The sequence below is a fragment of the Mycolicibacterium hippocampi genome (assembly GCF_010723735.1).
Lineage (GTDB): Bacteria > Actinomycetota > Actinomycetes > Mycobacteriales > Mycobacteriaceae > Mycobacterium > Mycobacterium hippocampi.
In genome coordinates this window covers 5,207,913-5,220,829 of the sequence record NZ_BLLB01000002.1, presented here as the reverse complement: position 1 = coordinate 5,220,829, position 12,917 = coordinate 5,207,913, and the positions used below count along the sequence as shown (strand labels likewise).

Below are 12,917 nucleotides of genomic sequence, written 5' to 3'. Positions count from 1 at the left end.
CATCGGGTATGACTCGGCCTACCCTCGCCCTATCGGTTGCCGTCACCGCAGCGTTCGCCTGCGTATCGGGCGCGACGCCCGCCCTCGCCGGTCCGCCTCCACCGTGCTCGTTCACGCTGACGCCGCCACAGGTCGTCCAGGTCGCCGGCGTCAGCACGGTCACCGCGACCTTGGCGCCGGATCAGTGCGGGCCGCCGGCCACGCCGGCGACAAGCGTGGCCTGTCTCGAGATGCCGGGCGGGGACGCGGTCAAGCGCTGCTACCCGAGCGACGGCACGGGCCGCGCTCAGGTGTTCTTCGAGCCCTACGTTGCCGGCGCCACCTACATCGCGACGGGCCGGGGGTGCGGCGCCTGGATCGGCCAGCCTCCCGCCCCGGACTGCCAACTGCTCGGCCCCTACACGGCGGCGCTGTAGGCCGGGTCAGCCTGCCCGGTATTCCACCATTGCGTCACGGCTCTGCAACGCCTCGCCGTTGATGACGACCAATTCGGTGGGCGACAACCGGTAGGTGGTGTTGTCGTTGCGGGCCTCGAACCCCGCCGGGAGCACCCGCACATCGTCCAACCGCAGAGATGCGCCGTCGTGCAGGCGGATTCCCTGATACTCATAGGCTCCGTCGGAGCCCCGGCAGACGACCATGGCAGAGCGGTTCGTGCGGGCGATCGCGACGGCTTGCTGCTGCTCATCGCAGCGAGCCGGGGAGTCGACGAAGCCCTGAGCGTCCATCGTGAGCGGCGCCGGTTGCGCCGGGGGCTCGGGTGCTCGGGTGCTGGGCTCCGGCGGCGCCGCCACCCACTGGGAAGCGGTGTTCGGCTGGGCCGGAATGGATTGGACCTGCGGCGGCTCGTCACCCGGTGAACTCAGAATCCCGAAGACGATGACCAGCGTGGCGAAGGAAGCCACCACGATCGAGATCGCCGAAGCCTTTGCGCTGAGCAGGCCACGCCGGGGCGCAGCTGTGTCCTCGGCGGGCTCGGTCGATGTCGGCATGCCTGCACTCCCTCGTTGCGGTGCCGAATATGCGTGCTGTCGACAAGCCAACCACTTTTTGTACCGGCATCGTGCGATCTCGGTCGGCGTTTCGCCACCCGGGTGTGCCCGGCGTACTAAGGGATGACAGCGACCTCCTCGCCCAATCGGTACCCGGCCGCCAACGGCAGCGTATCGCCACTCCAGAAGGAGCCCGGATCAAACCAGTTGTAGTGCTTGTCGGTCTCCAACAATCCCATCTCCTCGTAGGTGATGGCGACGGTTTCCGCACAGTAAGCCGTTTGCAGGCCAGTCCTGAACTTCTCGGCTTTGCGACGCTCGACCGATTTGCGAACTTTGCTGTGTACGAACGGAATTCCGCGCGTGAAGTCAGAGGCGTTGGGCAGTCTGCCGCGTATCCAGCGTCCCGTCAGCCGGGCCGTCGTCGGGAAGGGGGTGCCGTCCATCCGCGCGATCACCTTGAGCATGCGGTCCTCCTGTTCCCGGCCCGCGTACGGCGTGAGCTGACGCAACCAGCAGCGCTGGCCGTAGGTGCCGATCCAGCGTTCCACCGCTTCACGTAGATCGTTGAGCTGCACCCCACGGTGATTCGTGCCCGTCCACATGTCGACCAACTTGTCGCCGAGTTCGGCATGCCAGATCAGCGGGGGCAGGTCATCGATCGCCACCGTCATGCCGACGTGGTTGACGGGACTGTTCGTCATCGACTGGATGGCGCGGTCGGGCCCGGACTGTCCGCGGAACAACCAGATGTCCCCGGTACGGGTCTCATCCAGCGCGCGCTGCAACGACACCGTGCTTTGATTCACCCGCCAAGCTTAGGCAAACTCGCGGTATGCGTGGAATCTGGAAGTGGGTCGGACTCGCCGGTGTCGCCGGGGTGGTGGCCGGTGGCGCGCTGGTCGCGCGGGACCAGCGGCGGCGCAACTCCTACACTCCGGACGACATCCGCGCCCGTCTGCACCAGCGCCTCGCCGAGGCCGAGGCCGACTCCGGTTAGTTGTCGGTGGGTGGTGGTGGTTGGTAGGGGGTGTACCACTTCCATTGGGCGCGTTCGCCGGTCGGCCCGCGGTAGGGGGCGACGTTCGGGGGCGCTGTGGTGGGTGGTCGGGCCAGGGATCCCGCGCTGAGTTCCTGGCCGTCGTTGTCGGTGACCCTGAGGCGGTGCGCGGGCCCGGTGAGGGTGATGCCACCGAGGTGGTGCAGCCGGTGGTGGTACGGACAGACCAAGACCAGGTTGTCGAGTTCGGTGGGGCCGCCGTCTTCCCAGTGCCGCAGATGATGAGCATGCAACCCGCGGGTCGCCCCGCAGCCAGGAACCACGCAGCAGCGGTCCCGATGCTCCAACGCCCGGCGCAGCCGCCGGTTGACCGTCCGGGTGGCCCGCCCGGCGCCGATGACCCGGCCGTGGCGTTCGAACCACACCTCACACGTCGCATCGCAGAGCATCAAGCGACGCTCACTGTCGGACAACAACGGCCCCAGATGCAGCGACGCCACCTGCTGGTCGACGTCGAGGTGAGCGATCACGGTGGTGCGCTGCCCATGCGGCCGGCGCGCTACTTCGCTGTCCCACCCGGCCTCGACCACACTCATGAACGCATCCACGGTGCTCGGCAACGGCGGCGCCTGATCACCGGGCCGCCCACCGGTGTCGTGGTGGTGTTTCCAGTCAGCGACCAGCGCCTCGAGATGAGACGCCAGGGCGGCGTCGACGACCGCCGCCTCAGCATGCGGCAGCCGGATCCGGTAGGTGGCGTGGGTGTCGTCACCGGTCTTGATCACCGACCGCTCCCACACCGGGTCCGGTTCCGGTTTGGGTTTCGGGTCGGGCTTGGGTCGGGGTGCCGCTTTGAGGGCGGTGTGCAGCTGGGTGACCGTCGCCGACTCGGCCAGCTGCGCATAGTGGGCGTCGGAACCCTCGGCGGCCCGCCCGGCGATCACCCCGACCTGATCCAGCGACAATCGCCCCTCGCGCAACCCTCGGGTGCAGCGCGGAAACTCCTCGAGCCGCCCGGCGACGGTGGTGATGGTGTTCGCGTTGCCCGGTGAGGTGCCCAGCTTCCAGGCCACCAACCCGGCCACCGAACGCGCCCCGGTCAACCCGCACAGTTCGTCGCGGTCGATCTCGGCGACGATCTCCACGATCCGCCCATCGATGGCATTACGCTGCCCCGCCAACTCCGACAACTCGGCGAACAACACCTCAAGACGCTGCTTGGGAGCCAAAGAAGTTGCCGCCGAAGACATGACACCATCAAAACAGAACGCACCGACAAATCCGGGCCGCGCCAGAATCGGGACTAGGACGTCACCGCATACAGGGTGTGCGAACCGGTGAAGCCCTTGAGCTCCACCTCGCGGCCGTTGTCGACAACGATGTCGTCACAACCGGAGACAGCGTCGAGCACTGCCTCGCTGACCAGGATCTCGCCACCGTCGGCCTGTCCGGCGACCCGCGCCGCCATCGCGACGTTGCGTCCGAAGACGTCGTCGCCACGCAGCATCGACTTGCCGACGTGGATTCCGATCCGCACCCGAATCTCGTTGGGGCGCTTCTGCAGCGAGCTCTGGATGTCCAGTCCGCAGCGAACCGCCTGCTCCGGCTGCGCGAACGCGATCATGAATCCGTCGCCCTGGCTCTTCACGACGTAACCGTGGTGTCTGTCGACGAGCCGGCGAACCGCTTTGTCGTGCTTGCCGATCAACCTGACCCAGGCGCGGTCGCCGATGCGTTCGTTGAGCGCCGTGGACTCCTCGATGTCGGAGAACATGATGGCCAGCTTGCCGTTGGGAGCCAGCCGCGCCAGGTCGGGTCGCTCCACCTCGGCCCAGTCCGCGAGCTCTTCGATCGAGGACCGCACGGCTGCACCGAACCCGTCTCTGCGCAGGATGTTGGCGGTCTGCCAGACGGTCTTGACGGCCTTGGTCCCACCGGAGAACAACATGTTGCGGGTGTCGACACGGCGGCGCAGTTCGTCGGACTCCTCGCGCGCCGCTTTCAGGCGCTGTGCCAGCACCACCAGCGCTATCGCCTCGCCGACGACGATCGTCGCGAGGATGTAGGCCGCAATCTCCACTCCGCTCACGGGTCAAGTATTGGATGCTGGGGATGTGACGATGGCGAAGGCCCCCTATTACGAGAGTCGGTTCATCCGCGCCAACGCCCCTGACGCGCCCCGTGCGGTGTGGCTGCGGGAGACCCTGCTGCTGCCCGCGGTCGGGGAGGAAAGTGCCGACGTGTGGGTGATGGTCTTCGACCCGTCGGGGCATCGCGCGCTCAAGCGGTCCTACCCGCTCGAGTCGTCCGACTTCGGCTATCAGGACTGGACCGCGCAGATCGCCACCACCAGCCTCGACGACGCCGCCGCAGCGGCACGGTGCCCGACGCGCGCTGGGACATCGCGATCACCCCGGGCGTTGAGGATCCTGTGCGGCTACTCACCGAGCGCGGTTACCGGCGTCGGTTCCCGTCTGCCAAGACGCTGGTTCGCCATCCGCTGGCCAGGTTCGACGGCCACCTCGAGGCGGCCGGCCTGGCAGTCGACGTCGACGGGTGGACGGGCAGCATCAACCACAACTGGGGCACCCGCCACACCCCTGCCTACGCGTTCGGTCAGGTGTGCGGCTTCGACGATGCGCCGGATTCGACGTTGGAGATCGTGACCGCCCGCGCCGGCCTCGGATCGGTGTTGCTCCCCGGTGTGACACTGTTCGTGTTCCGGCACGCCGGTGTGGAGTTCGCGGTGCGCACGCTGGTCGGTAGCATGCAGAGCCACGGCCGGTACGCGCCGTTCACATGGACATTCGGGGCTCGGGTGGGGGACCGGATGATCGAGGGGGAGATCACCACCGAACCCGCCGACGTGATCGGTCTGAGCTACCCCGACACCCACGGGGGCACGAAGTACTGCTACAACTCGGCGATCGCGAGGTGCCGAATCCAGTTGGCCGGCAAGGCGTACGGGCGCGCGGAGCTGGTGAGCCGGCGTGTCATGTTCGAGCTCCTCACCGATGACCGTCTCGATTCCGTGCCGCTGCTGGTCTGAGGGGTTCACCACCCTTCGGTGAGCACCCGGTCCAGGGTGTCGACGTAGAAGTCGGCCGCCGCGGTGTCGATGCACAGTGGCGGCTTCGTCTTCAAGATGTTCGTGTGGTCGCCGGTGGGCTGGATGATCACCCCGAGTTCGAGCATTCGCTCGCAGATGGCCACGGTCTCCTCGGATGCCGGCTCCAGGGTGGCCGTGTCACGCACCATCTCGACGCCCAGGTACAGGCCGAAACCGTGCACCGTCCCGATGATCGGATGCCTGTCGCGCAACGCCTCCAGCCGAGCCTTGAGATGCCCGCCCACATGAACCGCGTTCTGCTGCAACCCCTCATCGCGTAGCACGTCGAGCACCGTCACGCCGATGGCACACGACAGCGGGCTGCCGCCGGTGGAGGAGAAGAAGTAGCCCTGCGACGAGAACCTCTCGGCCACCACCCTGCTGGTGATCACCGCCCCCAGCGGATAGCCGTTGCCCACCGACTTGGCGATCGACACGATGTCGGGCACCGCCTGCTGCTGCTGGAAGCCCCAGAACCACTCACCCAGCCGCCCGTAACCCACCTGCACCTCGTCCGAGATCGCCAGACCGCCGTGGTCGCGTACCGCGGCATACACCTGGCGCAGATAGCCGGGCGGAAGTGCCATTCCTCCGGCGTTGCCGTAGACGCTCTCGCAGATGAACGCGGCAGGGGCGCGACCGGCTGCGCTCATGTCGTCGATACGGGCGACCGCCTCTTCGGCGTAGCGGAACACGTCGGGACCGCGGTACTTGCCCCGGAAGCTGTTCGGGGACTCCACTGTGTGTACCCAAGCCGGCCGGGTGGCAAGGGCGTTCGGGTTGTCGGCGGTCGAGGTCGACACCGCATCGGTGCCGTAGGTCCAGCCGTGATAGGCCTCGCGCACCGCGACCACGTCGCGTCGCCCGGTGGCGGCGGTCGCCAGTCGGATCGCCAGATCGCTGGCCTCCGAACCGGAGTTGACCAGGAATACCGTGTCCAGCGGGGCGGGCAGCAGCGAGGCCAGCCGCTCGCTGAACTCGACGATGGCCTCGTAGTTGAATCGAGAGTTCGTGTTGAGCCTGCGCAGTTGCCGAGATGCCGCGTCGGCCACCCGGGGATGTGCGTGACCCAGCACGGTGACGTTGTTCACCATGTCGAGGTAGCTGCGGCCCGCGGTCGACATCAGGAAATGGCGACGGCCGCGTTCGATCTGCGGCGGGGTGCGGTAGTAGAACTCCTGCACGGGCGCGAAACTCGCGTCCCGGCGGGACAGCAGATCAGCCGGCATCCTGCTGGTGTCTTCCGGCGCCAGTCCGAGCAGCGGGCGGGGGTCGCGGGCGAAAGCGAGCCAGCCCGGTGCCAGGTCCGTTTCGGTGAACGGCGGCAGCAAGGGCGCACCCGCCGCGCGCACGCTCACCTCGACGCGCTCGTTCGCACCCACCCGAGCCAGCCGCTGTCCGGCGTGCACCGCGCCGCGGGCGGTTCCGGCCACCCCGGTCACGGTCAGCTCGAGATCGTTGCCACGCAACGTGACTTGGCTGGCGGTGTCCCCGGTGTCCCCGGTGTCCTCGGTGTCCTCGGTGACCTGACCGTCCCACGGGGCGGTGACGTCGGTGCCGGTCGCCGACCACACGCTGATGCCGGTGGCGACGACGGCGGGGGCGTCCTGGCTCAACAGCGGTGCCTGGCCGAGTCGGGCCTCGGCGAAGCGGGTGACGACAAGCGCGGCACCACGCTGCAGCGCAGCGGCCGCCGCCCGGGCCGCCACGTCACCGGGCAGTGCGGCGTCGAACGTGCCGTCGTAGAGCTCCGAGGTGGTGGACAGATCCAGGGTCACCACCGCGGCCGGATCCACGGCGACGAGCGGCGCCTGTGCCACCACCGGCGCTGGAGCCCCGGCCAGACCCAGATCGGCCATGACCACCGCGGTCATCACGTCCAGCGGTATCGATGCCGCCAGTTCGAACATCTGCAGCTCGGCGTCGGACTGTTCGGTGAGGTAGTCGTTGTCGGGATCCAAAGCGGCTTGCTGGGCGCCGCTGACTATCAGCACGGCTGTCCGCAGCACCAGCAGGGGCCACAGAACCTGCGCCTCCGCTGCCGACAGCGGCCGGACGGCGTGGAAGGCCCGGATCGCCGGCAGCACCGAGGAGAGCTGCGCACCAGCATGTCCCAGCACCGAGGATGCGGTGATCGCGAGTTCGGACACCGCCCAGGTGTGGCACAGGTCGCCGAAGTCGATGACCCCGTCGGGACGCACCCCGCCGGCCTCGCGGGTCACCACGACATTGGCGTCGGTCAGGTCGATGTGCGCCGCCTGACGGGGGAGCGCAGCGTCCAGCGGCGAGATCCGTGACCATGCATCGCGGGCGATGGTCTCGAGCCTTGAGCGCAATGCGGGGTCACGGACGTGGGAACTCAGCTTCTCGACGACCGCCAGGCCGAAGCGCAAGTCCCACTGCAGCTTTCGATCCAGACCGGGATGGGTGAAGGCCTTCAGCGCCCGGCTCACCCGGCCGGAGATGTCGCCGAGGCCGGCGACAGCCGCCGCGCTGAGGTGTCCCGACTCCGACAGCGTTCCGCCGGGAAGGTGACGCAGCAGCCGGACATGCATCGGCTCCCCGGCCGAACCCGGGACCGTTGTGCACTTCTCGCCCGCGCTGTTGTTCAGGGGAACTGCGACACGAAGGCCTGGTTCGGCCTCGGCGATCAGTTGTGCCGCGGCGTCCTGGGCCGCCAACTCGACCGGGGTGAACGCGGTGTTGGCCACCTTGAGCACGCCGAGCACCGCGCCGTCGTCGCCGGTGACCATGAAATTCCTGTCCTGCTGGCTGCCCAGCGACACGACATGCGCGGCCACACCGTAGTGCGTGGACAGGATGTGCTGTGCCTGCGACTCGTTCACCCGGGGCGCAGGCAGTTCATTCTGCTCAAAGAAGTCGAAGCCCGCGGTGGAACCGGTACTCACCGCAATACGAACTGCGCGACGACGCCGGAGAACGCGTCGTTGTCATCGCCGGCCGCCGTGTGGCCCGCCCCGGACAACTCCGCGAACTCCGCATGCGGCACCTTGTCCAGGAAATCGTGGACCGCCTCCTCGCTGACCACGTCGGAGAGCTTGCCCCGGATCAGCAGTATCGGGATGGCCAACTCGATCGCGGCCTGTTCGAGCGACTCGACCCGCACGAACGGATCCTCCTGCGGCTTGGTCAAAAACGCCGGATCCCAGTGCCAATACCAGCGCCCGTTGCGATGGCGCAGATTCTTCTTCAGCCCTTCGGGACTGCGCGGTTTGGTGCGGTGCGGCAGATACGCGGACACCGCGTCGGCGGCCTCCTCCAACGATCCGAAGCCGTGCACGTGGCTGAACATGAAATCCCGGATGCGTGCGCTGCCGTCCTTTTCGTAGCGGGGCACCACGTCGACCAGGATCAGTCGCTGGACGCTGGCGGGCCCGGCTTCGTGCGCAGCCTGGATACCGGTGAGTCCTCCCATGCTGGCGCCGATCAGAACCACCGGCCGACCCATCTGCTCGATCACTCGCAAGGTGTCCGCGCACAGCGCATCCACCGTGTACCTGGCCTCCGGTGAGCGGTCGCTGTCGCCGTGACCCCTGCTGTCCATCGCGACGACGTGCAGTCCCCGCTCGGCCAGGATCTGCCCGGTCTTCTTCCAGGAGAAGCGGTTCTGGCCGCCGCCGTGCAACATCAGGATCGACGGGCGGGACGGGTCGAATTCGACCCCTGACGGCGCCTCCGCGTCCGGGTTGTTCCATTCGTCGGCGACCAGGGTGAGGTCGTCGTCGCCGCGAAACGTCACGGTCCTCGGCTCGCTGTGGTCAATGCTCACAGGCGTCCTCTCGGCTTGCCCCGGGCATCACGTTACCGACCGCGGGATTTGTGGCTTTCCCGGGTCCGGAGCGCACCGATCCCTAGAATTGACGCTCGTGCCGAAATCCTCCGACCCCGGCGGCGATCGCCGGCGCATCATCGACGCTGCCTATCGCTGTCTGTCGGAGCCGCACGCCGCCCCGATCCCGGTTTCAGCGATCCTGCGGGAAGCCGAAGTGTCGACCCGCGCCTTCTACCGGCACTTCAACTCGAAGGACGAACTGTTCCTGGCTTTGCTGCAGGAGGAGTGTGATGCGGTGGCCGGGCGGGTGGACCGCATCGCCGAGGAGGCCGTCGGCACCCCCGCCAACCAGCTCGCGGCGTGGATCGGTGAGATGTTCGACGTGCTGGTCGATCCACGGCAGCGGATGCAGCTGACGGTCGTCGACTCCGACGAGGTCCGGATGGCCAAGGGGTACCGCGAGACCCGCGAGCGTTCCCATGCCGGCCGGGAGCGGTCCCTGGTGGAGATCCTCGGCAGGGGGCGCGCCGACGGGTCCTTTCCGTCCACGGTGCCGGAATTCGACGCCCCGGCGATCAGCGCGGTGGTCAGCCGGATGATGGCCGCCCAGCCCGCCGACGATCTGCAGCGACTCAAACAGGCCCAGGCGCGGGTGCTGGACTTCGCGCTGCGTGCGGTCGGCGCCGTCCCGCCGGGGTAGTGGCCCGATGCGGCGCGCCGGGGCCGCCGCGCTGAGCTGCAGATCGGTCGGAGCCGGGCCACAACCGGGTCAGGGGCTGTTGTCGTGCTCTCCTGTTGCCGCGTCAATTTTTGTTGATATACGGTTCTCCGGCGTCCAGTCATGTGTAACCTCAGCCGCACTGACCGGGCCTGGACTTCGTTGGAGAGGTAGCGGCCGATGGCGGTGATGTGTACACGAGGGAGGACCTGCTAGATGGTCGCTTCCAGTGTGGTCGCCAAACCCGTCCGCGCGGTCGGCGGGTTCTTCTCGATGGCGCTCGACACGTTCGTGGCGATGGTCAAGCCGCCTTTTGCGTGGCGCGAGTTCATTTCTCAATCCTGGTTCGTCGCGCGGGTGTCGATCCTGCCGACGCTGATGTTGACCATTCCCTACACCGTGCTGCTGACCTTCACCTTCAACATCCTGCTGAAGGAGTTCGGGGCCGCCGACTTCTCGGGAACCGGTGCCGCGCTGGGCACTGTCCGGCAGATCGGTCCGATCGTCACGGTGCTGGTGGTGGCGGGTGCGGGCGCGACGGCCATGTGCGCCGACCTGGGGGCCCGGACCATCCGTGAGGAGTTGGACGCGCTGCGCGTGATGGGCATCAATCCCATTCAGGCACTTGTGGTCCCACGGGTCCTGGCCGCCATGTTGGTGTCGTTGGCGCTTTCGGCCACGGTCATCCTGGTCGGGCTGGCCGGCGCCTTCTTCTTCACCGTGTACATCCAGAACGTCTCCCCGGGTGCGTTCGCTTCCGGTCTGACGCTCATCATCGGTTCCACAGACGTGTTCATCGCTCTGGTCAAAGCCGCCCTGTTCGGGCTGTCGGCCGGCCTGATCGCCTGCTACAAGGGCATTTCGGTGGGAGGTGGCCCGGCCGGTGTCGGCAACGCGGTCAACGAGACCGTGGTGTTCACGTTCATGGCGCTGTTCGCGATCAACATCGTCGCCACCGCCGTCGCCGTGAAGGTGACGATGTGACGGTATCGCGGCCCCATTCTCAGTTCCCGTGGCTCAAGGCCCGGTACCGCTCCGTGGCCGGTCCGTGGAACCAGGTCGGCGTGCAGGCCAAGTTCTACGGCCGCACGCTGCGTTCGATCCACATGGTCTTCACGAACTACCGGATCGAACTCATGCGGCTGATCGCCCAGATGGGTTTGGGTTCAGGTGCGTTGATCGTCATCGGCGGCACCGTCGCGATCGTCGGTTTCCTCACCGTGACCACCGGAGCGCTGGTTGCGGTGCAGGGCTACACCGACTTCGCGGAGATCGGTGTGGAAGCGCTGACCGGCTTCGCCTCGGCGTTCTTCAACGTGCGGCTGATCGCACCGGCCACCACGGCGGTGGCGTTGTCGGCGACCATCGGCGCCGGAGCCACCGCACAGCTGGGTGCGATGCGGATCAACGAGGAGATCGACGCGCTCGAGGTGATGGGCATCCGCAGCGTCGCCTACCTGGCGTCGACCCGGGTGGTGGCCGGTCTGCTCGTGGTGATCCCGCTGTACTGCATCGGCGTGCTGGCCTCGTTCTGGGCGGCGCGATTCGGGACGACGGTCCTCTACGGACAGTCGACCGGTGTCTACGACCACTACTTCCGGACCTTCCTGAACCCGACAGACCTGTTCTGGTCGATGATCCAGTGCGTGGCGCTGGCCGTGGTGATCATGCTGGTGCACACCTACTACGGTTTCACCGCGCGTGGCGGACCCGCCGGGGTCGGCGAAGCCGTCGGCCGCGCGGTCCGGACGTCTCTGATCGTGTCCGCGTTCGTGCTGGTGATGATCTCGCTGGCGGTGTACGGGCAATCCGGCAACTTCAATCTGGCGGGCTGAGGGATGGAAGACGACGAAGGCCTGAAGCCGGGATGGTGGACGCTCATCCTGGTCACGGTTCTCGCCGGCGCCGTGTGGCTGACATATGCGCTGTTCACCGGAACGCTGCGGTCCACCATCCCGGTGACGTTGACCTCTGACCGGGCGGGTCTGGTGATGGAGACCAACGCCAAGGTCAAACTGCGCGGTGTGCAGGTGGGCCGGGTCTCCGAGATCGGGGTGACCGGCCAGACGAACCCGCCGGTCGCGCTGCGACTCGAGATCGATCCGAACCAGCTGCAGTACATCCCGTCCAACGTCGAGGCGCAGATCAGGGCGACGACGATCTTCGGGGCCAAGTTCGTCGATCTGGTGTTCCCCGAGAACCCGAGCAGTCAGCGGCTCGAAGCGGGCCAGGTGATGGAGTCACGCAATGTGACCACCGAGGTCAACACCGTGTTCCAGAACCTCGTCGCGGTTCTCGATCAGGTCGACGCGGCCAAGCTCAACAGCACGCTGTCGGCCCTGGCCGACGGTGTCCGCGGGCAGGGTGAGCGGATCGGTCAGGCCACCACCGACGCCAACGAGGTGCTGCTCGCGCTGAACCCGCGCAACGAGACGATCACCGCCGACCTGCGGGCGCTGAACGCCTTCAACGAGACGTACAGCGCTGCGGCCCAGGACATCCTCGCGACGCTCAACGCGGCCAGCACCACCAGCGCCACCGTGGTCAACCAGTCCGACCAGCTCGATGCGTTGCTGCTGAGCACCCTCGGGCTGTCGAACAGCGGCATCGGCCTGCTCGCGCCCAGCCAGGCGAACCTGATCAAGGCCATCAACGTGCTGGAACCGACCACGAACCTGCTCTACAAGTACAACCCCTCCTACACCTGCCTGCTGCTGGGCGCCAAGCACCTCCTCGACAACGGCGGCTACGAGAGCCCCGGCGGCAACGGCCGCTCGCTGGTGCTCGACGCCGGGTTGGCGTTGGGTGACGACCCCTACCACTACCCCCAACACCTGCCGATCATCGGCGCCAAGGGCGGCCCGGGTGGCAAGCCCGGCTGCGGCTCGCTGCCGGACGTCTCGAAGAACTGGCCGGTGCGCAATCTCGTCACCAACACCGGCTTCGGCACCGGCCTGGACTGGCGTCCCAACCCGGGCATCGCCTTCCCCACCTACGCCAACTATCTGCCGGTGACCCGCGCCGTGCCGGAACCGCCGAGCATCCGCAACCTGTTCGGCGGGCCCGCGATCGGACCGATTCCGTACCCCGGCGCCCCGGCCTACGGTGCGCAGCTGTACGCGCCCGACGGCACGCCGCTGTGGCCCGGGCTGCCGCCGGCGCCTCCGCCGGGAGCCCCCCGCGAACCCGGCCCGCGCCCCGGTTCTGAACCGTTCTACGTTCCGAACCCGGCGGTCATGCAGCCCACGGCGGTTCCGTACCCGTACGTCCCGCCACCGGTCCCGGCCGTCCCGAGCCCGTGAACA

General features: G+C 67.7%; 12 protein-coding genes and 1 pseudogene. 7 read left to right on the top strand and 6 right to left on the bottom strand.

The features are described from left to right. Positions 1-8: 8 nt before the first annotated feature. Positions 9-416, top strand: a complete 408-nt coding sequence (locus G6N53_RS26005; RefSeq protein WP_163893965.1) for a hypothetical protein — start codon at positions 9-11, stop codon at positions 414-416. Between the two features lie 6 nt (positions 417-422). Here G6N53_RS26005 and G6N53_RS26000 read toward each other — a convergent pair whose 3' ends face one another. Both G6N53_RS26000 and G6N53_RS25995 read right to left on the bottom strand, forming a co-directional pair. Beyond that, the gene (locus G6N53_RS26000) at positions 423-992 is read right to left on the bottom strand and encodes a hypothetical protein (RefSeq protein WP_163893963.1); all 570 of its coding nucleotides are present in this window, start codon (positions 990-992) and stop codon (positions 423-425) included. Between the two features lie 116 nt (positions 993-1,108). Continuing rightward, the gene (locus G6N53_RS25995) at positions 1,109-1,786 is read right to left on the bottom strand and encodes a guanylate cyclase (RefSeq protein ID WP_163896381.1); all 678 of its coding nucleotides are present in this window, start codon (positions 1,784-1,786) and stop codon (positions 1,109-1,111) included. 41 nt (positions 1,787-1,827) lie between these two features. Here G6N53_RS25995 and G6N53_RS29950 point away from each other — a divergent pair, with 41 nt between their 5' ends. Further along, positions 1,828-1,992 (top strand): hypothetical protein, encoded by a 165-nt coding sequence (locus G6N53_RS29950; RefSeq protein ID WP_205390467.1) that lies wholly within the window; start codon positions 1,828-1,830, stop codon positions 1,990-1,992. Here the strand turns inward: G6N53_RS29950 and G6N53_RS25990 are convergent. Both G6N53_RS25990 and G6N53_RS25985 read right to left on the bottom strand, forming a co-directional pair. Then, positions 1,989-3,242, bottom strand: a complete 1,254-nt coding sequence (locus G6N53_RS25990) for an HNH endonuclease signature motif containing protein (RefSeq protein WP_163893961.1) — start codon at positions 3,240-3,242, stop codon at positions 1,989-1,991. The genes G6N53_RS29950 and G6N53_RS25990 overlap by 4 nt on opposite strands. Before the next feature lie 53 nt (positions 3,243-3,295). Then, positions 3,296-4,081, bottom strand: coding sequence for an adenylate/guanylate cyclase domain-containing protein (locus G6N53_RS25985; RefSeq protein ID WP_163893959.1), 786 nt, complete (start codon positions 4,079-4,081; stop codon positions 3,296-3,298). Positions 4,082-4,112: 31 nt separating this feature from the next. On the opposite strand from G6N53_RS25985, the pseudogene G6N53_RS25980 reads away from it, so the two are divergent. Then, positions 4,113-5,041: pseudogene (locus G6N53_RS25980) on the top strand (hypothetical protein). Positions 5,042-5,046: 5 nt separating this feature from the next. Here G6N53_RS25980 and G6N53_RS25975 read toward each other — a convergent pair. Further along, positions 5,047-8,010 (bottom strand): aminotransferase, encoded by a 2,964-nt coding sequence (locus G6N53_RS25975; RefSeq protein ID WP_163893957.1) that lies wholly within the window; start codon positions 8,008-8,010, stop codon positions 5,047-5,049. Further along, on the bottom strand, positions 8,007-8,891 hold the full coding sequence (locus tag G6N53_RS25970; protein WP_163893955.1) for an alpha/beta fold hydrolase: 885 nt from the start codon (positions 8,889-8,891) through the stop codon (positions 8,007-8,009). Before G6N53_RS25970 ends, G6N53_RS25975 begins: the two co-directional genes overlap by 4 nt. Positions 8,892-8,988: 97 nt before the next feature. On the opposite strand from G6N53_RS25970, the gene G6N53_RS25965 reads away from it, so the two are divergent. The 4 genes from G6N53_RS25965 to G6N53_RS25950 all read left to right on the top strand — a co-directional run bounded on the left by G6N53_RS25965 (position 8,989) and on the right by G6N53_RS25950 (position 12,914). Next, positions 8,989-9,594, top strand: coding sequence for a TetR/AcrR family transcriptional regulator (locus G6N53_RS25965; RefSeq protein WP_237166647.1), 606 nt, complete (start codon positions 8,989-8,991; stop codon positions 9,592-9,594). Between the two features lie 234 nt (positions 9,595-9,828). Next, complete coding sequence (locus tag G6N53_RS25960) at positions 9,829-10,596, top strand: MlaE family ABC transporter permease (protein WP_163893952.1); 768 nt, start codon at positions 9,829-9,831, stop codon at positions 10,594-10,596. After that, positions 10,593-11,447 carry an ABC transporter permease gene (locus tag G6N53_RS25955; RefSeq protein WP_163893950.1) on the top strand — a complete coding sequence of 285 codons (855 nt, stop codon included), beginning with the start codon at positions 10,593-10,595 and terminating at the stop codon, positions 11,445-11,447. The genes G6N53_RS25960 and G6N53_RS25955 overlap by 4 nt, the downstream gene beginning before the upstream one ends. A 3-nt stretch (positions 11,448-11,450) precedes the next feature. Then, entirely contained in the window at positions 11,451-12,914 is a 1,464-nt protein-coding gene (locus G6N53_RS25950) for an MCE family protein (protein ID WP_163893948.1), read from the top strand. The last annotated feature ends 3 nt before the right edge of the window (positions 12,915-12,917 follow it).

Excerpts from the sequence above, each read along its gene's own strand:
- G6N53_RS26005 (WP_163893965.1), top strand. The coding sequence starts at position 9 with ATGACTCGGCCTACCCTCGCCCTATCGGTTGCCGTCACCGCAGCGTTC.
- G6N53_RS26000 (WP_163893963.1), bottom strand. The coding sequence starts at position 992 with ATGCCGACATCGACCGAGCCCGCCGAGGACACAGCTGCGCCCCGGCGT.
- G6N53_RS29950 (WP_205390467.1), top strand. The coding sequence starts at position 1,828 with ATGCGTGGAATCTGGAAGTGGGTCGGACTCGCCGGTGTCGCCGGGGTG.
- G6N53_RS25990 (WP_163893961.1), bottom strand. The coding sequence starts at position 3,242 with ATGTCTTCGGCGGCAACTTCTTTGGCTCCCAAGCAGCGTCTTGAGGTG.
- G6N53_RS25960 (WP_163893952.1), top strand. The coding sequence starts at position 9,829 with ATGGTCGCTTCCAGTGTGGTCGCCAAACCCGTCCGCGCGGTCGGCGGG.
- G6N53_RS25950 (WP_163893948.1), top strand. The coding sequence starts at position 11,451 with ATGGAAGACGACGAAGGCCTGAAGCCGGGATGGTGGACGCTCATCCTG.